The following is a 23,597-nucleotide window of genomic DNA, read 5'->3' as shown; positions in this document are numbered from 1 at the left end:
ATGAAGCTCCTGGAATTGGAGATTCAAAATTTTAGAGGTGTTAAACAACTAAAAATAGAAACCCAAGGAAGAAATTTTCTTATATGGGGTCCGAATGGCTCTGGTAAAAGTACCATTGTAGATTCTCTGGATTTTTTATTAACGGGAAATGTTTCCCGCATGACTGGTAAAGGAACTAAAGATATCAAAATTAAAAAACATGCCCCCCATATTGATTCTGAAGTTGAAGATGTGGAAATTAAAGCTTTAGTTAAGCTGCAAAATTTAGATGAACCAGTTAAAATAAAACGTTCCTTAAAAAACCCTAAAAAACTTATCTATGATCCCTCTTATGAGAAAAATATTGAACCTGTTTTGGAATTAGCAACTAGAGGTCAACATGTCCTGACCCGGAGAGAAATCCTGAACTATATTACTGCTGATTCCAGTACCCGAGCCCGACAGATTGAAAAACTATTAAAACTGGATGATGTTGAAAAAACACGTATTGCGCTTAATAAAACAAAAAACCAGTTAAAAAATGATTATAAAATGGCTAATGGTGCTCTAAATAGTTCCATAGAATCTATTAAAAATATTATGGATGAATCTTATTTTGAAGAAGAAACAATCCTTGATTTTGTCAATGAAAATAGAGAGATTTTAGAGGGATCCCCATTAAATAATCTGGACTCAACATCAATTAAAGAAGGTATAAATCACCCAAGGACTCCTGAAGATTTTGTCAATTTGGGTTTGCTTGAAAAAAATATTCATAATCTCCAGAATAAACTTTCTAAAGATAATCAGAATTATTTATCCCAATTAAACCAATCATATGTAGAATTAAATAATAAAATTTCATCAAATCCTCAACTAAATGATACTGTAAATCGTTTGAGGTTAACTGAGTTGGGATTGGATCTTTTAGATGATTCAGGAACATGTCCATTGTGTGAATCATCATGGGAAATGGAAGAACTTAAAGAAAACTTAACAACTCGTATTAAATTACTGGGCGATATACAAAAAGATCTTCAAAAGATGGATGATTTAAAAGAAGAATTAATTCAAATTTTCACCAGCACTTGCAGCATATTATCTGAAATAATCCCTGTTGCTGGAACTTTGAAATTAGAAAAACCATGCCATGAATTAAAATCCTGGCAAAATGATATAAAAAGATTACTTGATGAAGATATTGCTGTTTATTCTCCAGAAAATATCAGAACTCTACTGGCACCGGAAAACGTTTCTTATTTATTGGATGAAATAGTTTCAACTGCCAGGAAAAGCTCAAACGAACCATCCCCTAAACAAACTGCATGGGATATCTTAACCAAGTTAGAAGAAAATTTAAAGAATTATACTGCTACTAAAATTAACTGTCTTTCTGCTTTTAAATCTTATAAAAAAGCGGAAGTTCTATTACATGCTTTCATTAAATCGAGAGAACTTATTTTAGGTGGCCTATTTTCTGAAATAGAAGAGAGATTTATAGAATTATATAAACAGTTGCATGGTTCTGATGAGTTTGCTTTTAATGCCCAACTAAAACCTAAAGGTAGTGGTGTTGATTTCTATGTTGACTTTTATGGTCGGGGATCTCATCCACCCCATGCCCTACACAGTGAAGGTCACCAGGATACTATGGGTATTTGTTTGTATTTAGCCCTGGCTGAAAGATTAACTGAAGGATATATTAATTTAATTATTTTAGACGATGTAATGATGTCTGTTGATGCTCCACATCGCCGTGAGATTTGCCGGTTATTGGCCAGTTTCTTCAAAGGAAGGCAATTTTTTATCACTACCCATGATCAAACCTGGGCCCGACAGTTACAGTTAGAAGGTGTGGTAAATTCTAAACAAATGATTGAATTATATAACTGGAGTATTGAAAATGGGCCTAATATCAATTCTCGCCAGGACATGTGGGAGAAAATTGGAAAAGATCTAATAAAAAGTGATGTTAATTCAGCAGCATTTAAACTTAGAAGAGGATCTGAAGAATTTTTCAGAGCTGCCTGTAATTCTTTAGGGGCTTCAGTTACTTTTAAAGAAAATCAAAGATGGGAATTAGGTGATTTTCTCCCTGCTGCTTTAACTAGTTATAAAAGTTTATTAAAAAGTGCTAAAGTGGCTGCCAATTCCTGGAATAATCAGGACGAAGTAATGAGATTGAAAAATATTGATGATAATTCTAAAGAAGTGTTTGATAGATCAAATGCTGAACAATGGGCCGTTAATATTAATGTCCACTATAATAATTGGGCTAATTTTTCTGTTGAAGATTTCAGACCAGTAGTGGATGCTTTTCATGATTTATTTGGTGTATTTCAATGCAATGATTGTGGTGGGGTCTTGCATTTGACTAAAAATGGTTTAAATGCAGAGGCTGTTCGGTGCAATTGTGGTGGAGTTAATTGGAATTTGGTTAAGAAATAGTTTTATTTTAATATATTAGTCCAAATTCTCTAAAAGTTTATTTAAAGAGGATATCAAATTTTCTATTGGGGTAATAGCAAAATCTTGGATATTAGAATGTTCACTCCTTAAGTTAATAACTCCTCTAAATTTTTCATCTAAATCACCAAACTGCACTTCTTTTATACCTTCAGATTGATCAGGAACAACAATTAACAGTTTCAATTTATTAGTTAATTCATCTAAATCAAATTTTATACTGTTTTTTTCCATGCGATTTATAACCATAGATCTAGTTATCATATGAACCGGAAGTAAACCAGCTATAACTTTAGGTGGAGTTGGTGCTGTGGGAATAACATCTACCGATAAAAATGGCACTCCATCTCTTAAAATTAGAATTGTTAAAGTACCTATTCTATACCTTGCCTTTTCACCAGGGATTAAATCAGGTTCATCAAATAGAACAATAGTTTTTACACCATTTTTACCCTGACAATAAATTGTTTCATCATTGAGTTCCCTGGATAATTCTTCATAAACTTTGTTGAGCATTTCTTCAATTTTAGCCATTTTATCCCAAGAATTTTATATACTTCAGAAAACTTAACTTTATCTAATTAGTTATTATAGATTGGGGGTGAGTTAATTTGTTAAGAGATTATATTCAACGAATTTTTAATAATTATCAAAGAGCTAAAACAAGCAACTTTACTGGTAGTCCTATTGTTAAACTGATAACTGAAGACTTTCCAGAATATTTAAAAGAAATAAATTTAGATTCTGATGATTACATCTTTAAAGGCAACGCTGGAAAAGGTAATTGGACTGAATGTCCATATATTGCCATATTAAATAGTAAAATTACTACAGGTGTTGGTTCTGGTTATTATGTGATTTATATATTCAGTAATGACACTAAAAGTCTTTATTTATCCTTAAATCAAGAAATTTTAAAAAGTAATTCTGTGACAACTCAAGATTATCTTAAAGATTTAAGTTTAAAAGCATCTGAATTTAGAAAAAAAATAGGTGATATACCAGATAAATTTAATTTAGAAACTCTATCTTTGGGAAATCCCACTTTTTATAGTAGGTATGAAATTGGGAATATTTGTGCAAAGGAATATACAATTGAAGATTTACCTTCTGAAGAAGAACTTGAAGCGGATTTAAAGGAAATTTTAAAAATATATGAAAAATTAGCTAATTCAAATAATGAAAAACATGATATAAGGGATTTCATTAAAAATATGCTTGAGAATTATCTTAAGGCAAAAAACAATGAAAAGCTTGCTAAAGAATTGGTTTCTTATGCAAATGGTGGTGAATTTCACCAATACTGGATTAAAATTGCCAATCGATTCGAAAAGGGAGATTATGCAACATTCGGATTGTTTGGAGCCGCCAAAACGTTACAAAGGATACCATATATCCATATTTTTAATAAAAAATATCCTACTTGGCGTATAATTTTCCTATTTAGAGAAGATATGAAAGGAGTTTATTTATCATTGGGACAACACCCTTGGACAATGGATGGTAGACTTAAAGAAAAAGGATTAAATATTCAAAAATTCAGTGAAGAATTCAATAATTATTTACTAAATGATGCTTCAGAAGCAAGAACTAAATTAAAGAATTTGACAACAATTCCGGATGAATATCTAGAAAAAATAGATTTGGGCTCTGAAAATGCTATTTCTGCTGCTTCAAGAGAAGCTGGAAATGTTTTTGCTAAATATTATACTTTAGAAAATTTACCTTCAGAAAATGAGTTAATATCTGATTTTAAAGAAATTTTAAATCTATACAAAAAATTAGGAGATGAAACAAACATTTCTGAAAATATTAATATTAAAGAACCATTGGAATTTATTTTTAAAAATCTACCGAAAGCCAAGAAACAAAATGAAAATCCAAAAAATCATGAAGTCCACAGAGCATTTTTAGATATTAAAGATGCTATTTTTGAAATTGCAAAATCTATTCATCCTGAAAAAAACTACAATTCACAAGCATATTATCAAGACAAAGGTAACTGGTTCAAAAGTCCTTACGTCTACTTAGAGAATAAAGCACATAAAGATATTTTTGACCATAGGGATCAACACTTTGTAGTTTTCTGGTTTAATGAAGATCTCAAGGGAGTAATTCTTTGTTTAAGTCAATCTGCAAAGTATGCTAAAAAATTTTTAAGAATTAGAGGGAAAAAGGATTCTAAAAAAGAAATTCATAGTTATATGCAAAATCATGACAACTATGTTAAAAATGAATTAAAATACTTGAATATTAAAGAAGATTTATTTTTAGATTCAGAGATTGATAATGTGTCTGATCGAATGATATATGGCAAATATTATGATAAAAACAATTTACCATCCAATGATGAAATAATCGCTGATTTTAAAGATTTATTTTATTTATATTCTAAATTAAAACCAGATCATGGTAAATATGCTAATGCTGATTTTAAGATTATAGAAAATAAAAATCAGATTAAAGAATCTCAAAATAAATTAGAATCTATCTTCAAGCTAAGTTCCCAAAAAAACGATAATATTCATTTCTCATCAGATTTAGGAATATGGATGTCATCAGGCAAAAACCCTGATTCTTTTTATAATCTATTTGGAATAGAAAACCCTTATCCCACTGCATCTAATGAGACCATAATAGAAATAAACTTCCCATTTAATGGAATTAACCGTAAAATATCCGGAGCTTTTGTAAAAGATGATTCAGGAAATGTTTTTTTAGTTCATCGAGGGAATTTAGGAGGAAAATATGCTGGAAAATCACTCCTTGAAGAAAATTATGATGGTGAATGGGTAGATGTCGATGATGGAAGAATATTAAAAAAATTTATTTTAATCGGAGATCTAGATAATCCAGATTTCCCAGAAAAATTGAAAAATTTTGTCTATGATATTTGTAAGATTAAGAAAGGGACTGATTGCATGGTAAACCAAAACTTCTTTAATTATCTCCATGAAAAAGGATATCTATTCGACCAAAAATTAGTGGAGAACTTTTTATTATCTTTAAAGGTAAAACCATTTGTAATTTTAACGGGAAATTCAGGAACTGGGAAAACTAAGGTGGCCCAACTATTTGCCAAGTACCTTAATCTTCAATCAGGACCAATAAATCCACGAGGAGAAAAATCAGTTATATTCCCTAAAAGAGTTGATATTACGTCTAATTCAAAAAAAGTTATGGGTAATTGGGAACTAAAACCAGATGAATTAAATAAATTAAAAGATTTTACTGAAAACCTTACTTTAGAAGTGCATCAAGGCCGTACCAGATCAACTAAAAGCGGGAAGGGTTATGTAGAAAATAATAGGTTATTTTATGCTGAAAATACACCATTTTTTGAAGAGATAAATAAAATAATAGGGGGTAGTCGAACTGAAATTCAAGTGATTGCCCAAGAATATCAAGAAAATCTTCCCCATATAAAACATGAAATTGTGCCAGTAGGTGCCAACTGGACAGAAAACAGGCATGTGGTCGGATTTTACAATGTCATTACAGGAAATTATCAAAAAACACAAGCATTAAATCTAATTTTAAATGCTAAACAAGAAAATGAGAATTTAGTAGAACTATCAGACCCTTATTTTTTAATATTAGATGAAATGAACCTCTCTCATGTGGAAAGATACTTCTCTGATTTCTTATCAGTTATGGAAAGTCAAGAAGAAATGCCTTTACATGATAATAGTTCAGAAGAAGTTCCTGCAAAATTAAAATTACCTAAAAATCTGCTGGTGATTGGAACAGTGAATGTAGATGAAACCACCTACATGTTCAGCCCTAAAGTCTTAGATCGAGCCAACACTATTGAATTTTTAACACTCAACCCCTTAAAATTCATGAAAAACCAATCTAAAAGTCCAGAACCTTCTGGAGATATTGAATATCTGGAAAATCCATTATCTGATCTTAAATCCAGAAATTCTTCCATTGATGAATTACAAGAATTAATGAAGAATATTAAAACAAAAGACAATCAAACGTTATGGGATGTAATATCCAGAGAAATAAATAATATTTATAATGAACTTAAAAAAGCCGGTTTTGACTTTGGATTTAGAGTGGTTAATGAAATAATACGTTTTATGTATGTGGCCTGGAAATACGAGGGAAAACTTGACAAGTGGGAAAACTGGGAAAGGTACTTTGATGCCCAAATAAAACAGAAAATGCTCCCTAAATTACATGGATCTCAGAGAACCATGCAAGAGCCCATAAAATCTCTTTTTAAAATTTGTTATGGTGAATCGACAGATTTAGATCCTCGTATATTTAATAGTGAGCAACTTGCACAAGCCAAATATCCTACTGCTGCTCTTAAACTGAGTGAAATGGATAAAGTTCTTTATGAACAAAGATACGTCGCCTTTATCAATTAGGTGAATTTCATGACTTACCAATTGGTTTCTATAGATATTGAGAACGAATCTGGCTCTAAAAAACTGGGAAAGCTAGAAATCAGGGCTGAATCTAAGTCAGATATAATTAACCCTATTTTTAAGGATAATGGCATTTTCTATAAAAATGTGGAAAAAGTTAAAGAATTAGATGATGAAACTCCCATTCAATTTTTCATTAAAGAAGATATAGAAAATATTTCTTCCATGGTACTTTTGGAAGAAACATATTATAAATTGAATTTCCTACCTAAATCATCAATATCTAAAATTAAAGTTTTGCCTTCGTTAGTTAGTCAGCAAAATTTCGTTCTGGAACATTCGGATGATGAGTATAATCCATACAGAGCCAGTTTAAATTTTAGAAGTTATGCTGGCAAATCATTTTTTGATTTTGAAGTAAATGGAATAAAATCTAAAAAATATCCATTTGAGGTTCGTTCCAAAAAAATAGGTTATTATAAACAGTACGATGCCATGATTGCAGATCTAGCAGAAGTGGCATCCGGAATGATATTTGAACAGAATGCCCCTCTTCTGCAGCGTTTTGATTTTGGACATGACAAAAAAGAAACACTTTATGAAGAATTCATGTTCTTAGAATATCTTTTTAGAGAAGAAAATTTGCCATTTGTTTATGAATTCATCAAACAAAATCCCCATTCTAAATTAGAAAAATATTCTGAAAATGTCCCCACAGCATTTGCCCATAATATTGGGCCTTCGGAGTTAATAGATATAGTTTCTAAAGCTGAAAATTTATCTAAAGCTGAACAAATACCCCATAGCTGGCCTGCAGAAATGAAGGAGCATATACTTGATTCTATTAATCATGATTTCTTTGAAGATACTTTAGACACCCCTGAAAACAGGCTTTTGAAGTATTTTTTAGAATCAGTAGATAAATTAATATATGATCTGATTTCTAGAGCAGATGAGGGTAATATCAAAGATAAACTCCAAATATTCCTGAAAAAAATCCAAAATTATCTTTCTGATCGATGGTTAATGGATATTGGTCCTTTAAAATATATTCCTATGAATTCCCAGATAATGCAAAAAAAAGAAGGTTACAGGGAGATCTTCAAATATTATATTTATTTTGAATTTGCTTTTAGACTGAAATGGGAAGATATTGAAGATACTTTAGAAGGATATGAGAGAAAATTAAGTGAATTATATGAATACTGGTGTTATATCAAGCTCTTAAATGTTTTAAGTGAGTTAAGTAATAAAACATTGAAGTTTGAAGAAGTTTATAAAGTTAATTTGAATGACTGGTCCATTAGTCTTAAGAAAGGAATATCAAATGCTCAAGAATTTAATTGGATTTATAATGATAAACCAATTAAAATTAGAGCAGTTTATGGTGGACGTTTTTCTAAAAAATCACGTTTTAATGCATTTTCTATACCACTAAAACCAGATTATACATTAATTATCAAATATGGCCATAAAGAACGTCTTCTTCATTTTGATGCTAAATATAAATTTAAAAAGAAAATTTTAAATTACTTCAAGACACTTAATTCTTTTGATCTAGAAAATAAAGATGATGAAGAGATATATCGTGAATATAAAACGGAAGATATTTGTAAAATGCACACCTATAAAGATGCGATTTCTAATAGTTTAGGGGCTTATGTTCTTTATCCCGGAGATTTATCAGAAATATTTGAGGAAATTGAAAATAAATGTATTCCTTCAGTAGGGGCTTTCCCACTCACACCTGGAAAATCGGAAGATAATGAAGAAAAAATTGAAGATTTCTTGAATGATGCATTATCTCAAATTAAAGATTAATCAATTATTTTTTAATTCTTCCTCTTTAAAATCCTCACAAAAACTACAAATAAAACTAATATTTTTTTGACGATCTAACTCCTAAAATGCAGAAACTGTTCTTCGATTTAATAAATGGAAATTATTAAAAAGTATGATTAAGTAATTAGAATGTAATTTGATAAAGAGTATTTTAATTAGTTCTGCAGCAGTAAATTTCTTGAGTGATGGTTCTTTTTGCTGGACAATTGTTTCAATGCATTCAATGAGCCTAATTTTTATGGTATTTGGTTCATTGAAGAATACACATAAGTGATCTGATTTTAATTGTTTATATATTTCGTGGACATCTTTATAGTAGAATAGAATGTTTTTTTGTTTATTTATATGGTGTTGGATTTGTATTAAATTCATACTATAATATATGAAATTGGAATTATTTAAAAGTATTTTTAGTATGTAAATGTGTGTTGATGTAGTTATGTATGAACTAAATTAAAAATCCATGCAATAATGAAATTATGATGATTTCATTTGCCCATAATCAAACAGAGCATTATAATTCAATTATTCAATTATAATCAAACCATCAATGATAATATAATCATATTACTTCCCTGAGTGACACTAAATTTATAAGTAAAATTAAAAATCTTGTTTTAAGAGTAAATAAAATTAAATCAATTATAAAATCTAAAAGTATTGTAATTATGATATATGTATTTTAAATATATATTTATTTAAGAAATATATATATTTATCTAAAAATTTTCCATAGTCAACTTTATACATTAAATAAAACACCAATAATATATAATATTATATTAATTGATATATTTTTTAAAAGAGGTATTGAATTGCATTTTGAGCAAATAACTACTCTAAAAAGAGTATTGGGTTTACTAAAACAAATCTCTAGAGAAAGTGTATATATACACACTAAAAATTCAAAGAATAATCTTCATTTTTCAACTATTAACAAAGAAAGAACAGTTCTATTGGACTTGATGCTCCTAAAAGAAGAAACAATAACTCATTCTTCCAAAGAAAAAAAACAAAAATTTTCACTTAGAACTGGAAAACTATTTTATGATATTATGGATGCTGTAGAAAATGGAAGCATTGTTAATTTGGAATTTGAAGATGAAAGTCTATCTGTAAAAGTCATTTATGAAGATATAAAATTTAAATCCATATTGAGTTCATATTTAGACGGATTCATAGGTTTCCCACCATCAAATGAGAAAATTGTGTTTAATATTTCAGGCGAAAAAATGTTTCATGGTCTTAACTTACTTTCAAAATTTAAAAATGATTTACATGTGCGTGTTGAAAGTAATGAACTAAGTATTGAGTCTTTAAGTGAGTTAGGTAGTACTAAATTAATAATACCCTCCAAAACATCTTTTGAAGAGAATAAAACATTATCAAATAATTCAGTATATGATTATGAAATAATTAAGCCACTTATTAATGCATCTAAATTATCAAACAATATTGAAATGAATTTTCAATGGAATGAAAAAATCAAAGATAACGTAATTGTAGCAAAATGCAACTTGAAAGATTATAACGGTTATGCAAAATATTTATTTACTCCTAAAGGTGTTCTAAATGGGATATCCTAAATTCAAAGAAACAGATTACATCGGACTTAATGGTACTACAGAACAACAGCTTATGCACCCACATTTTGAAAAATGGCAAAAATGGTTTATAAATGATTATTTACCTCCAGAAAATAAATTAGCAGTTTTCATACCTTGTGCTGCCATTAAACCTTATATTAATTCTCCGATTCATAGATTATTTAATGAAGTTTTGGATGTTTATAAAAATGATATTCATCGATTAGTTATATCAAATGCAGGGATTATACCTTATGAATTTTCTGATAAGTACCCATTTAATGCCTATGATTGGAATCCACTAGCAGAATCTGATGATATACAGATTAGATATTATGAAACTACCCGAGCCAGGATACACAAATACCTTAAAAAACATGAATATAAAGGTTATTTATCTTACCTTAGAACCAAATCATTATCTTTTAATGCTTTAAAAGACGCTTGTTCCGATTTAGATTTGAATATAGTTTATGAAAATTTAAATGAAACAATTAACCCAAATAAAGATTCTGATTTGGTTTTAACTTATCCAGAAAATTTAAAGATGTTAAAAAAGGCGCTAGAGGAAATTTTATGAAATTTTGGGCTGGAGAAACTCCTAACGAATCAATTAAGTTAAAACACGATTATGTTATGGATAGTGTCATCAATTATTACAATAAAGAAGATCCAAAAATAAATTATAAATATAAAAAGTTATTTTTGGATAATGGTGCTTTTTCAGCTTTAAAAAATACTAATCCTAATAAATCCTTGTTAAATAAAGAAAAGGTGCTTGATGTTCAAGAAACATTGAAACCAACATTTACTGTACCTTTAGATTATCCATTTACTCCAGAAATGCCTAATTCTATAATGAGGAAAAGATGGCTTGAAACTAAGAGTAATATTGAATATTGGTCTGATGCTACTAAACTCGACTTAGTACCAGCATTACATGCTTGGGATAGTAATTCATTAGAAAATAATGTTAAGTGGTTATATAGTAAAGACTTTGATTATATATCCTTGGGAAGTATCCTTACTGCAAAAGATGAATTTTCAGGATTTTTTGGGGACAGACAACCTTCTAAAGCTTTTATTGATTCCATAATCACTTCTCAACAAATTGCAAATAAATTTGATATGCAAGTGCATATTTTTGGATTTGGGTCTTCTCCCATAATGTATCATATTGGAGCATATTGTGGCTTAAAAAGTACTGATTCAATAGGTTACAAAAGAAAAGCGGCCTATGGTAAAATAATACTTCCACAAAAGGGTGAAAGATATTGTGGAAATGGTGAAGCCAAATTTGGAATTAATACTAAAGGGGATAGTATTGAAAACTTTTTAAATAAAGATGACATGAATCAACTTGAAAATTGTGAATGTCCTATTTGTAGAACCCAACCAAAAAATGCAAAGATTAGATGGGATAATATGAGATATGACTGGGTAAAACGTACACATCATAATAAATGGGTTATGGAACAAGAAGAAAAAATTGCAAAACAGTTTAAAGATGATAAACTGGAATATGAAAAGTTTTTAAACACCACTATTGGGAAAAGTGGACTTAAACATCTTTGGGAATACACAAAAAGGAGAATTAATCATTATAAATTAGATTTATTGTATTAGGAGGATTTTAAGTGGCTGAAGGATTAACATGGACCATAACTTTCCAAAAAACTATGTTTGAGGATTCTATCGGAGTTTTAGGAGGATTAGAACGAGATGGATCTAGAACTACAGGATTTATTAATAAATATTTCCCTAAAGGAGCTAGTAAATCAAGAAGACTAGATGTAATGAAACTATTGGATGATTTAAACTTTGTTAATGTAATTCCGTCAAGAGGGACTAATCTATATAAAATAACAGATATTGGAAAAAATTTCTATTTTGAAAATGATTTGAATAAAAAAAAATTTATTTTTCACGCTAATTTGTACCAAAACATTTTTCATTATTCTTATGCTTTTGATTATATTCTAGATAATGATTATTACGAATTTGATAAGTTAGATTTCATAAAAACTATGGTTATTAGTGCATCAAATGATTTTGGAACAAGAATTCATGACTGGAAATCTGGTGAAAATGTATTAAATTTTATGGAATGTTTAGATATATTATCTAAAGAAAATAAGATTTATAGACTTAATGACGAATACAAGATTACTTTTAAAGAAAATGAGCTTCTTGAACTTGTCTATGAAAATTTTGATCAAAATAAAATTCTGTTTACAAAAAGCTTATGTGAACAGCTATTAATTTATTCATCCTATTTTATTACTTCTAGAAATCCTCCAACAATTGAGTATCTATATAATAAATTATTAGAGATTAATACTAATAAAGAACTTTTTAAATTTAGCCCTGGTTTGCCTAGGCCACCAATTCCAACTATACACACATTAATTGAATTAAAGGAGGAATCATTATGATTAATCCATTTCCACAATTAGGAACTAATTCTAATATAGATCCAATAGGTTATAATAAAAATCTGGAAGAAATCAAAAATATAGTTACATCTAACATTGGATTCCAGCCACTAATAATTAATGTTTATGGAGATTATGGACAAGGTAAAACAACTATCTTGGATTATTTGAAAAAAAAATTCAGCAATGATTGGGCTAATTTAAGCATATTTGAGAATGACATCAGTGAGTTTCCAAACTTAGAACAAGATTTGTTAAAATACCAAGAAATACAAGAGAATAATGATACTGATGGAATATTTGTTGTTTTAGATGAAATGCAACATGTTACATTATCTTCAAATGAAACTAATGATATAAATATTTTAACTAATGAACAGGCAAGATTTTTAAATCTTCTTAGGAAGTTTTCAGATAATAAAATTGAAGGTTTAAATAATAAAAATTTTGTATTGTGTATTGCGATGCATCCCGGCACCAAGGCTTTTTTGGGAGAACACGGATTTACTGATGTTTTACAGAGAACAGAAACTCTTAAAATAGATTTAAAGGATATAGATTATTATATGGCTTATATGCTAATAAAAGAGCATTTAAAAAAAATAAATGTAACATATGATTACTTTTTTGATGAATCTTTTATTTATGCCTTTTATGCTATATTACCTCATTTAGATGAACAAAGAACAGGCCAAACAGGTCGTTTTAATGGAAGAACTTATTCACAATTATTTTTCAAATTAATAGAATTTTGGAGAACAGAAGAAAAAAAATTAAGTTTTCAAGTTCTTAAAAATATAATGTTAGGTAAAATTGACATTGATTTAAGTGAAAATGTTAATTTGGCTAATATAAAAAAATATCATGAGATATATGATACTTTAAAAGATGATGAAAAACCTCTTTGGGATATGTTTGTATTTAATCCAAGATGGCATTTCAATAAAGAATTTGATATAAATAGTATCAAACCCACATTACATAGTTTATTAGAAAAAAATTTAATAAGTGAAAGAATATGTGTTATTTTGAGTCCGGACCAATTATTAGAATTAAATAATGAACTTTTAGCAGATATAAAGACATTACCTAAAGATAGAATCTATTTAAACGGCGAAAAATTGGTTATTTTCCTTGATACTGCGGATGATAAACTAAAGGGAACATTAGATAACCAATTCCAAATTAATATCATATATAGATTAAATGATGAGCTTTTAAAATCATTGTATAACTTTAGTTTATCAGGTTTAGATCCAATAATTATTGATTATTTTAAAAAGGAACCTCATGAAAAGGTCGATCAATTCTATTCTATTTTAAATAAGATGGATAGAGGAATCGAAAATTCAGAGAAAAAATTTGAAAAAATTTCATTAGAAAAATGTAAAATTGGATTAAAATACGAATATCTAAATGTTTTATATAAAGTTAAGGGAAAAATTAAACATCGAATTGCGATTTTTTACTATTCTAAAGATTATGGGTCAGTGGAATTTGACAAATACTTTTCGGATATTAAATCAGAGCTTCATAATTCTGACTTTGATTTATCATTAATTTATGTTTGTCCATATTATATAGAAGAATTACCTAAAGAGAAGGTAATTATTAGAAATATGGAAAATAGAATGTTTCTCCATAAATTAAGTCGTTTAGAACTAATTAATATACTAAAAGGCGACAATTATACTATTGAAAGCACTTTAGAAGAATCAATAAAATTATACACTCAAGAATCCGTCCAAAAAGGTTTTACAATTCCTTTAACAGGTTTTAAAGAAAAATTCAACTTAAAAAATAAAAAAAGTAATCCAGAAAACAATTTCAAAGAAGTCTTTTTAGAAGATATTGAAACATCTTGGAAGATTGAACTTGACAAAAGAAGAGGAGAATTGAATAATAAGCTATCAAAGATATTAAAATTAGGAATTGATGGTAATGGAATGTTAGAAGAATTAGGAAAAGAATCTTTGAGTCAATTTATGCATATTGATGAATATGGAAAAATTCTTGGTGCTAAATTTTCAAAATATGAAGTTAACTTTTTAGAACTATTTGGTTCTAATGAAGTCACTAAAGATGAATTAAAAATAGAATTATCAAAATATTTTTCTTATTTCTCAAGATTTGATCCATTAATTTACATTCCAGAAATCCTAAAAAGAAAAAAATTGTTGAAAGAATGTGATACTAAATATTATCTTATTCAACCCACAGATTATCTAAATGATATATTTAAAATTCTAAACAATGCTGAAATAACTGAACTTTTGGGAAATGATCAAGAAATAATTATTAAAAGAAATATTAATGATTTGAAATTAATTGTTGATGAATTAGATGATCAAAACCTGGATTTATACAAAAAAGCAGTTTACAATACAGAACTTGACAACATATTTTCTATTCTAAACAATCTTAAGGGAAATGATGACAATTCAATTGAAAAAATTTGTGAAAAATATCAAAGTATAGAAAAAGATCTTAAAGAAAGTTTTGAAGAAATAAATGTTGAAGATGTAAATATTTATCCTTTTTTGGAAAGAATGGAAAAACAATCTAAAATTAATGAATATTACTTTGAAAATCCTATTAAATTCCAAGTAATCAATCTCGAAAATATTAATAATTATCTTAAGCCTCTAATAAATTCTAATTCAAGTCAAAATATAGATAAAGAATTATTATTTATTTTAGAGTCTATTTTAAATAAAAACATTATTAAAGATCTTAATTTTGTGAAAACCGATTTAAACGATTTAAGAATAAAGATTGAATTGCTGAAAAAAGGTGAAATAAATTCTGACAAAGAAATAGAACTAGAAGATTGGTTATACAACGAAAATGTTCAAATAACACCATTCAAATTGAAATTAATTGATAACATTTTAAGTGATTTTGATTTATTTATAATAAAGCCAATAATCTCTTCTTTTAAGCGATCAGATGGAATTTATGCTGATCTTAACAATACAAAGATCTTATATGAAGATTATGAAATTTCAATGGGAAAATTTAAAGATTTCAATAGATATGATAAATATCTCAACAGAATAAATCGTATAGATATAGATTTAGAAAATTTTGAAAATCATTTTAAATATATTCCGAATATTGCCAAATATTCAATAGAAATTTTGGAGCCATACTTAAGATTCCTCCAAAAGAATTTACAAAAATCTGAAATAGATAATCTTATTAAAATTGAAAAAGAGATTGATCTAAGCGAAAATAAAGGAATAATAGAATATATTGATTATATCTCAAATTTAGACTCTAGAGAATATCTCAATTTCTATCTCAAAAGTAATTACTCGAATAAAAGTTTTTCAGAAGATGAACTAATAGACATAGTATCAAAAATTATAGAAACTGAAACAGAATTATCAAATCAAGACCCCCAAGAAATTATTAATCAGATTTTATTACCATCAGGACTTTTGATACGCATGACATTAATAGAAGAGTACTATGATAATCATGAGAAAATAGAAGATATGAATATAAAATATTCAGTAAAAGGTGTTTAAATGAAGCCATTTAAAGTATTTAATGAGAATATGAAAAAGAAATTTCTCTGTGCTCCTTTAAATCATCCGAATATTGATTATAAATGGATTGAAAAGGATATTCAATTAGAAAATGAAATATATAAAATAGATTTTGTTGGGGATATTGTAGACAATATTAATATTGATATAATTGAAATGGGAAATTATAAAGTTGGGTTTTTTGATAAAAATCAAAATTTTATTACTCCAATTTTATTTCATCCACTAAATCTTAAAAAAAGTGAATATAAAGAATTATTGAAAAAAATTAAAGATTTATCCGATTTGAATTTGGTATTTAAAGATAAAATTGAAATAAGTTCTAAAAATAAAGCTTTAATTGATGAAATGGAAACAAATCAAAATTTTTTGCTAGACATCTTTAAATATTTGGCTAGTGACAAATTTGACTTCTCAAATTATGATTTTATTACAACTGAAGACCTTGAAAATCTTATTACACTAATAAAAAATAATAAGGACACAATTTGTAAAGAATATCCTCATCTTCAATTTATTGTAAATTTACTTGATTAGAGGTATCAAATGGCATATAAAACTGGAATTGAGGGATTTATCACTGAAACTCTTAAAGAAAGATTTGGTGAAATGGATAAAATCAGGGCAGTCTTTAGAGAGATGAAAGATGATGCTGAGTCATTAAGAGATAATTTATTAATTGATATTGCAAATCCAGAATACTCCGATTTAAAAAGAAATGTTATAGCAGTTGATGGAAGTAATTATCAGGAACAATTTGAATCGATTTCAATAACTATTGCAACTGCATATGCATATTTGAACAACAAACAAATTGAACGTTATTTACCAAATGTAAAAATAGTGCCTCCTTATTATTCTAATTTAGTAAATTCTATTAGAATGAGAAATTTAGAGTATAATGTGGCTTTAGATGTTATTAAAGAAATAAACAACCAAAAAGAAACTGTAGATCTAATTTTATTGGATGGTGCTATGACATTTCCTGATGAAGCGTTAGGAGACTATATAGATAATGTTCCTTGGGTAAAAGAGGTTTATGATGAACATCACGAAGCTGTAAATAATTTTTTTGATTATGTAATTGACAATAATATTCCAACAGCGGCTGTTGTTAAAGATTCTATGGCAAATAAGTACTTTTTATCACTTTATTCAGCTCTAAATAATTTTAAGAACAATTCTGAAATTGATTATGAATTTTTACAAAAGAATAAAGATTTTATCAACAAGTGGAATAAAGAAGGAACATATAATATTGTATCTGAAAATAGTTTTCTAAGGAACCTTTTTTACAAAAAACAGTTCTGTAGAACAAAATATGCTGAAGTAACTTGCTCTTTAAGAAATGAAATTCCAGCCAAACAGTTAAGAGGAAATGTTATAGGTTTTTATTTTAAATCATTGCCTTCAGAAAAACCATTTTTTGTTGAAGTTCCTATACATTTCAAAGATAAAATTGACGATATAACTCAATTATTATCAACATACAGTTATTATTCACTAAGACCAGGCTACCCTTTTCCACTTTATGTAGCACATAAAAAAGTTGAACTTAAAAAAAAATATGCGAAGAACATAGCATTAATTCTTAGAAATATAGCTCGTAAAGATCTTAAAGAAGATTATAATTTACTATTTTCAGATAAATTTCATGATAAACTATAAGGTGTTAAAATGGAAGGATTTCTAGGTACTATATATGAAACCATATCAACTATTAAATTGCGTTTTTCAACCAAACCTGGAGGTTCAGTCAGTTCAGGTCAATTAGTAGAAATTATAGGAGATAATAAATCAAAAACACATTATTTAGGTAGAGTTACTGGAATTGAGAGGAAAAATTATTTAATTGATCAAGATGGTGCTGTTCAACTTTCTACTTTATATGAAGATAATGAAAAACTAAATTCTGAAGATATTGGAATAAAAGGAGACTTCCAAGATTATGTAATTTGTGAAGTTGAAATAATTGGAAATAGAAAATCTAATGGAACTATATTCAATAGGCCTAGAAAACCATTTAAAATAGGAACTAAGGTTTATAAAGCTAGTTCTGATTTTTTGAATGATCAGTTAAAACCTTGGGGAAATTCTATTGAAATAGGGAAATTTAGAGATAATAAAAAAGTTCCAATACATATTGATTTGAACGAGCTAATTTCAAAGCATTTCTCAGTATTAGCAATGACAGGTAGCGGAAAATCATGGACAGTGAGCGTAATTATTGAAGCAATTGCTAATAATTTTGATATTCCCATTCTAATTTTCGACCCTCATGGTGAATATAGCTCATTAAAAATCCCATCTAATAAAAATATAAACCAAAATACTATTAGTGATAAAGTAAAGGTTTATATGCCTTCAGATATTACTTCCAAAGAGCGATCCGATGATATGTTTAAAGAAAAGTTCGGAATTGACAGAGAAAGCGAACTTCTACATGTAAATATTACTGAACTGGAAACATATCAAATAATTCACTTATTAAGAAGTTTATATGATCTTTCTGAAGCTCAAAGCCGTATACTGCAAGCAGGTTGGACAGATATTATTGAAGATCCAGAACTTAGGAATACAATAAATATTGAGAAAATAATTAAAAAACTTGGAGATATTGGTTCAGACGTTGTACAAGGGCCTTCTGCAAAGAACATACTAAGTACTAAATTAAGAATTCTTTTTAATTCAATGCCATTTATTAGAAAATCAACTTCAGACACACCGTTAGAATTAAATAATTTAGTAAAAAAAGGTCAAATATCTGTTATTGACATGTCTGGTATAGAAGTAATTCATCAACAAGCTTTAATGGCCATATTATCATCAAAAATATTAAAGTCACGGATGGAAGGAAGAATACCTCCTCTATTAATGATATTAGAAGAAGCTCATCGATACATACCCTCTGGAGCAGTTAGCACAGCTTCTAAACCTACGATTAAAAGAGTTGCTCAAGAAGGAAGGAAATTTTTAATGGGAATGGGAATAGTTAGCCAAAGACCAAGCAGATTAGATGACGATGTATTATCTCAATGCAATAACCAAGTTATAATGAGATTAACTAATCCTAATGATCAAAATTATGTTAAAAAAGTATCTGAATGGGTTGCTGACAGAGATTTGGAAGAAATTCGATCTATGGTTCCAGGTGAGGCATTTATATTTGGAAGTGCTGTGCCGCTTTCTTTACCTATCAAAGTTACCAAAGACCGACTAACTAAACATGGCGGTTATACTCCAGACATCATCGACGAAATAGAGAAATATTAGTTGATTATTCTATTAAACCCCCATATCTAAGAATTTCTTTTTTATCTTTTCCTACAATTTTTTTAGATTTATTATAACAAAGATTCAATGTTTCTTCAAGATTAGGCAATTGATCATCCCATATTTCTTCTAATAAACTGAAACCATATGATTCCCCAATATTTAAAAGAACATAACAAGAAATAAAAATATCATCAACATAACCATAAGGACCATAAATTTGCTCTGGAATTACATCGTAAGGTGCTACGAAATAGGCAATAGCAGAATTAACCATCATTCTATCATCAGAAGATAAAAATTCTTCGTTTAACAGCTTAGTTAATAAATTGAACAAATCAGGTCCAAAATCTATGAATTTATCATATTCTCCTTCAAATGAATCTAAATTTTCTTTTAGTAACTCATAAAAATCTTTGAACACATATGCCATGATAAAACCTCTAAGGTACTGTTGGTCTATATTTAGATGGAGCGGGATTAGGACAATAAGTTTTAAAGTCACAAACCGTACAATTTCTTTCTATAGGATTATATCTCCAAGATGAATTTATACCCCTATTATTTGATTCCATATAAACACACATTTCAATTTCCCCAACTACTTCATCAAATTTATTTAATGATTCTTTAATTCTATCTTCAGTAATGGGTATGATCCTTATAGATCTTTTTTCTTTAAATTGTCCGGACAGTTCAGGAATGGATTCACTTTTTTTCCAATTTTTAATAGCTTTTAAGTCAAAACCTCTAGGTTCAACATCTGTTTTTTCATTTAAAACGTCTTCTTTCAGTTCAATGAAATTTTCTAATGAAGGAATTAACTCATTTATGTAAAATATGATCCCAGCAGTGATTTTTTTAGCATTAGGTTGTTTAGATCTTAACCAAGCATAAGTTAAAATTTGCCATTCATGATGTAAACATGAATCTGAATCACTAGCTGGTCTTGACATCCCTTTGTAATCAATAATGATTTCATATTCGGGGGTATTTAATGTATCTAAAATTTTTAATACATCCTCATTCTGATTAATGTGACTTAAAATTAAATTTCCTGGAGGTATTTTATTGATGTTTACTGAACTAATAACATCTGCTACTCCCTTAATACCATAATAAGGAGATCTAGAAATCTTTTCTAAGTGATTAGGAATGTTTCTAGTCCCTTTCAATTTTATTTCAGCTTCATCAATTAATGGGAAAAGATGAGGCCCCCAAGTATTGATAGATGCCTCAACCCTCTTACTTGCAATTAATTTATGAGGATGTTTATTATTACTACATAGGCCTTGACTTTCTACTGTTTCATCATGGGGACAAAAAAGGTTCAATGGAGGTGATAATCCTTTGCCTAACAATCTTCGATAAATTTCAATTTCAATTTCTCTAATGTTATCATTCCAGTCCCATGGAAAAGATTTTTTTCCATTATCCCTCCAAACTAAATAAGCTTCCTCTAAAACACTGTGAATAAATTCCCCAAACCATAATTGAACTGGTTTAGATGGAGGTAAGGAACCTTTATTATGATACCTATACTTCAATCCACATGAGAGATATGTTAGCAAATCTCCCGTCAAACTATACTCCGGTATTACAAAAGGTTTAGATCTTTTTGAAAGGTACATAATATCACATCATAAATGAGTTAAATTTTCCAACCCTTTATCCCATATCCATTCTTTATTTCTGTTCCAACCAGTAGCAACGTTAGGAATAACTCTTTCACCAGATTTTACAGAATATCCATCTTTAACTGAATTTAATCCAATCAATAGTAAAACATCTTGAGCTCTACTAAATCCAACAAAATATTGTCTGACCAAATCATCAAATGCCCGGTCTAAGGCTGATCTGGATGGGGAACCTAATTCTGAATATTGTCTAAGCGAATCCTCCAAACTACAAGTATGGCCACCATTTGTCGGAAATCGTTTAAGTGAACTTGAATTTAAATTTTTAAAGTCAGAGCCTACATCTACGATAACTAAAGGAAATTCCAGACCTTTAGATTGGTGTATTGACATCACATTTATTCTGTCGGAAGGTAAAGTTTCAAGAAGATCCTCATTTACTTTTATTGCGCCTGTAGCAATAGGAATAAAAATATTTCTATAAGTTTCCTTAATAGATGCAGCTGTTAATTCTGTATTTGAATCATCATAAACAATTTCCGAACTAAAATTACCAAAAAGACTAGCTTGGTTCACTGTTCTAGTGATTGCTTCAAGATAGACTAATCCTTCAATGTCGCTCTGCATACTAGGGATCCAAGTAATTAACTTATAGATCATGTTCATGATAGAAACCCGTTTAGGCCATTTCCTTTTACCTAAAGGAACTTTATTTTGCCAATGATTTATAAAATTCCTTAAATCATTAGACCCAGATTGTTCAAATTCTTTGATAAAATTATTTCCTTCAGTTCTCCACTCTTGAAATGTATCCAATGTGCCATTAGGTAATTTAATAGATTCTTGAACATCTGATAAGGGATCTATTGCACTTAAAATAAGGCCACATAATTGTTTTACTTCAAAAACACTTTCCAAGTTTTGTCCTCTAGGATTAAAAACTTTTAATGAATGATCATATGTTTCCAACCTATTTTTTAAAAGTAAAGGGAGTCTTGGATTATTTTTATAGTCTAATTCCTTTGGAGAACTGCAAAGATAAGCAATGTCTGAAGGTGAACCTCCATCCGGATTTAATTTTAATATTTCTCCTCCCGGAATTTGATAGCCATCACCTACAGCTATTTCATGAATAAAATTAGCTAAATCTTCTGCTAATTTATCTTTATCATCCCTGAATAATCCTAAAATGGGATAATCTGTATAAGAATCCATTCTGGCTTCTTTTATTAGCGGTTTTTCATCAACCCTTGTTTTAAAATAATTTTTGTCAATTAATATAAATTCATTACAAAAATTTACAATATTACTGGTAGAACGATAGTTGGGAGATAAAAATATTTTTTCAGGAATTATTCCTAACTGACTTCCGATACGATGTTCAAAGTTTTGGAATAAAGTAACAGTAGCACCTCTAAATCGATATAATGACTGATCATCATCACCTACTACAGTTACACTCCCCCCATTATTAACACAAGCTTTTGCAATTTGGAAGTAGATTTTTTCTTGAAGTAAGTTCGTATCTTGATATTCATCTACTAATAAAAACTTAACTTCTGATAAAAATCTTTCAAGTTTATTATTTTCGAGTTTTTTCAGTAATTCATCTTCTAACGACGCAAAATCAAAAAGATATCTTTCCTTAAGCGTTAATAAATAATCTTTTATTGCTTCACATACTAAATCAATTCCATCAATTTTACAGTCATTTAATTGTTGAAAATCTATTTGATCATGATATAATCTCTCTTTAATCTCTAATAATGTTTCATTCATGGAAGGAACATTTAAACCCCATTTACTATTTTGTATAACTGATATGGCGTCTTTAATTTCTTTTTTCTGGAATCGACCTTCATTAAAAAGTCCCATTTTCAGCATCAATGCATTGGAAACAAAGTCCTCAATAACTGCAGGACTAGGTGTACCTGGCTCTCTATTTTCGTTAACTATCTCCTCAGTTAAACTGTCAATTGTGCCTGTTTTAATTCGATTAATGTCTAAATCTTCAATTTGATTTTTTAGATTTATATTATTTGATAAGGATCTTTTTAAGATATCACCCCAACCTAAAATTCTTGATCTGAGTTCAGAAGCTGCTTTTTTAGTGAAAGTTGTGATTAATATTTCAGAAGGATCTACATCATCGACAAAAATTAGTTTTAAAACTTTTAAAACCATTACAGTAGTTTTACCACTCCCCGGGCCAGCTACTATAAAAAAAGAAATTTCAGGACGAGATTTAATAGCTAATTTCTGTTCTATATTATTCTGGATATCTCTACCAATTTCATTGATAACTATATTTTCAAATTCATCGTAGCTAATCATCTCTATTCTTCCTAAATTGTTCAATAATATCTATAAGAAATATAAATTAATTAAAGTTGTATATACCTGTCTCTTATACACATCTGACGCTGCCGACGATCTTACGCGT

At 28.5% G+C, this 23,597-nt stretch carries 15 protein-coding genes; 11 read left to right on the top strand and 4 right to left on the bottom strand.

The window, feature by feature from the left end; all coding sequences use genetic code 11:
* A complete protein-coding gene (locus tag MXE27_RS07640; protein WP_248611828.1) occupies nucleotides 1-2,427 on the top strand; it encodes an AAA family ATPase in 2,427 nt (808 codons plus the stop codon).
* 15 nt (nucleotides 2,428-2,442) lie between these two features.
* On the opposite strand, the gene MXE27_RS07635 is transcribed toward MXE27_RS07640, so the two are convergent.
* Nucleotides 2,443-2,979 carry a hypothetical protein gene (locus MXE27_RS07635; RefSeq protein ID WP_248611827.1) on the bottom strand — a complete coding sequence of 179 codons (537 nt, stop codon included), beginning with the start codon at nucleotides 2,977-2,979 and terminating at the stop codon, nucleotides 2,443-2,445.
* A gap of 77 nt (nucleotides 2,980-3,056) precedes the next feature.
* Between MXE27_RS07635 and MXE27_RS07630 the strand changes: the two genes are divergently transcribed.
* From MXE27_RS07630 to MXE27_RS07585, 10 genes are all read left to right on the top strand, one after another.
* Nucleotides 3,057-6,827 (top strand): MrcB family domain-containing protein, encoded by a 3,771-nt coding sequence (locus MXE27_RS07630; protein ID WP_248611826.1) that lies wholly within the window; start codon nucleotides 3,057-3,059, stop codon nucleotides 6,825-6,827.
* A 9-nt stretch (nucleotides 6,828-6,836) separates the two neighbouring features.
* A complete protein-coding gene (locus MXE27_RS07625) occupies nucleotides 6,837-8,648 on the top strand; it encodes a DUF2357 domain-containing protein (protein WP_248611825.1) in 1,812 nt (603 codons plus the stop codon).
* A gap of 836 nt (nucleotides 8,649-9,484) precedes the next feature.
* Nucleotides 9,485-10,255: a hypothetical protein gene (locus MXE27_RS07620; protein WP_248611824.1), complete on the top strand. Its 771-nt coding sequence runs from the start codon at nucleotides 9,485-9,487 to the stop codon at nucleotides 10,253-10,255.
* The gene (locus tag MXE27_RS07615) at nucleotides 10,242-10,835 is read left to right on the top strand and encodes a DUF5591 domain-containing protein (RefSeq protein WP_248611823.1); all 594 of its coding nucleotides are present in this window, start codon (nucleotides 10,242-10,244) and stop codon (nucleotides 10,833-10,835) included. Before MXE27_RS07620 ends, MXE27_RS07615 begins: the two co-directional genes overlap by 14 nt.
* Nucleotides 10,832-11,881: a tRNA guanosine transglycosylase family protein gene (locus MXE27_RS07610; RefSeq protein ID WP_248611822.1), complete on the top strand. Its 1,050-nt coding sequence runs from the start codon at nucleotides 10,832-10,834 to the stop codon at nucleotides 11,879-11,881. Before MXE27_RS07615 ends, MXE27_RS07610 begins: the two co-directional genes overlap by 4 nt.
* An 11-nt stretch (nucleotides 11,882-11,892) precedes the next feature.
* Nucleotides 11,893-12,690, top strand: coding sequence for a hypothetical protein (locus MXE27_RS07605; protein WP_248611821.1), 798 nt, complete (start codon nucleotides 11,893-11,895; stop codon nucleotides 12,688-12,690).
* Nucleotides 12,687-16,223 carry a ligand-binding sensor domain-containing protein gene (locus MXE27_RS07600; protein WP_248611820.1) on the top strand — a complete coding sequence of 1,179 codons (3,537 nt, stop codon included), beginning with the start codon at nucleotides 12,687-12,689 and terminating at the stop codon, nucleotides 16,221-16,223. Before MXE27_RS07605 ends, MXE27_RS07600 begins: the two co-directional genes overlap by 4 nt.
* Nucleotides 16,224-16,781: a hypothetical protein gene (locus MXE27_RS07595; RefSeq protein ID WP_248611819.1), complete on the top strand. Its 558-nt coding sequence runs from the start codon at nucleotides 16,224-16,226 to the stop codon at nucleotides 16,779-16,781.
* Between the two features lie 9 nt (nucleotides 16,782-16,790).
* Entirely contained in the window at nucleotides 16,791-17,912 is a 1,122-nt protein-coding gene (locus MXE27_RS07590) for a DNA double-strand break repair nuclease NurA (protein ID WP_248611818.1), read from the top strand.
* A gap of 9 nt (nucleotides 17,913-17,921) precedes the next feature.
* Nucleotides 17,922-19,517 carry an ATP-binding protein gene (locus MXE27_RS07585; RefSeq protein WP_248611817.1) on the top strand — a complete coding sequence of 532 codons (1,596 nt, stop codon included), beginning with the start codon at nucleotides 17,922-17,924 and terminating at the stop codon, nucleotides 19,515-19,517.
* A 4-nt stretch (nucleotides 19,518-19,521) separates the two neighbouring features.
* Here MXE27_RS07585 and MXE27_RS07580 read toward each other — a convergent pair whose 3' ends face one another.
* Genes MXE27_RS07580 through MXE27_RS07570 form a run of 3 tightly spaced genes read right to left on the bottom strand, consistent with a single transcriptional unit; the run spans nucleotide 19,522 to nucleotide 23,488 of the window.
* Nucleotides 19,522-19,950, bottom strand: a complete 429-nt coding sequence (locus tag MXE27_RS07580) for a DUF1232 domain-containing protein (protein WP_248611816.1) — start codon at nucleotides 19,948-19,950, stop codon at nucleotides 19,522-19,524.
* Between the two features lie 10 nt (nucleotides 19,951-19,960).
* A complete protein-coding gene (locus MXE27_RS07575; RefSeq protein WP_248611815.1) occupies nucleotides 19,961-21,148 on the bottom strand; it encodes a PD-(D/E)XK nuclease family protein in 1,188 nt (395 codons plus the stop codon).
* Nucleotides 21,149-21,157: 9 nt separating this feature from the next.
* Nucleotides 21,158-23,488, bottom strand: a complete 2,331-nt coding sequence (locus MXE27_RS07570) for a UvrD-helicase domain-containing protein (protein WP_248611814.1) — start codon at nucleotides 23,486-23,488, stop codon at nucleotides 21,158-21,160.
* Nucleotides 23,489-23,597: the final 109 nt, after the last annotated feature.

Source organism: Methanobacterium alcaliphilum (assembly GCF_023227715.1).
Lineage (GTDB): Archaea > Methanobacteriota > Methanobacteria > Methanobacteriales > Methanobacteriaceae > Methanobacterium_E > Methanobacterium_E alcaliphilum.
The sequence above is the reverse complement of the archived record's forward strand: the minus strand, read 5'-3'. Positions and strand labels throughout refer to the sequence as shown.

Excerpts from the sequence above, each read along its gene's own strand:
- MXE27_RS07575 (WP_248611815.1), bottom strand. The coding sequence starts at position 21,148 with ATGTACCTTTCAAAAAGATCTAAACCTTTTGTAATACCGGAGTATAGT.
- MXE27_RS07625 (WP_248611825.1), top strand. The coding sequence starts at position 6,837 with ATGACTTACCAATTGGTTTCTATAGATATTGAGAACGAATCTGGCTCT.
- MXE27_RS07600 (WP_248611820.1), top strand. The coding sequence starts at position 12,687 with ATGATTAATCCATTTCCACAATTAGGAACTAATTCTAATATAGATCCA.
- MXE27_RS07590 (WP_248611818.1), top strand. The coding sequence starts at position 16,791 with ATGGCATATAAAACTGGAATTGAGGGATTTATCACTGAAACTCTTAAA.
- MXE27_RS07580 (WP_248611816.1), bottom strand. The coding sequence starts at position 19,950 with ATGGCATATGTGTTCAAAGATTTTTATGAGTTACTAAAAGAAAATTTA.
- MXE27_RS07615 (WP_248611823.1), top strand. The coding sequence starts at position 10,242 with ATGGGATATCCTAAATTCAAAGAAACAGATTACATCGGACTTAATGGT.
- MXE27_RS07640 (WP_248611828.1), top strand. The coding sequence starts at position 1 with ATGAAGCTCCTGGAATTGGAGATTCAAAATTTTAGAGGTGTTAAACAA.
- MXE27_RS07585 (WP_248611817.1), top strand. The coding sequence starts at position 17,922 with ATGGAAGGATTTCTAGGTACTATATATGAAACCATATCAACTATTAAA.
- MXE27_RS07610 (WP_248611822.1), top strand. The coding sequence starts at position 10,832 with ATGAAATTTTGGGCTGGAGAAACTCCTAACGAATCAATTAAGTTAAAA.
- MXE27_RS07635 (WP_248611827.1), bottom strand. The coding sequence starts at position 2,979 with ATGGCTAAAATTGAAGAAATGCTCAACAAAGTTTATGAAGAATTATCC.
- MXE27_RS07570 (WP_248611814.1), bottom strand. The coding sequence starts at position 23,488 with ATGATTAGCTACGATGAATTTGAAAATATAGTTATCAATGAAATTGGT.
- MXE27_RS07595 (WP_248611819.1), top strand. The coding sequence starts at position 16,224 with ATGAAGCCATTTAAAGTATTTAATGAGAATATGAAAAAGAAATTTCTC.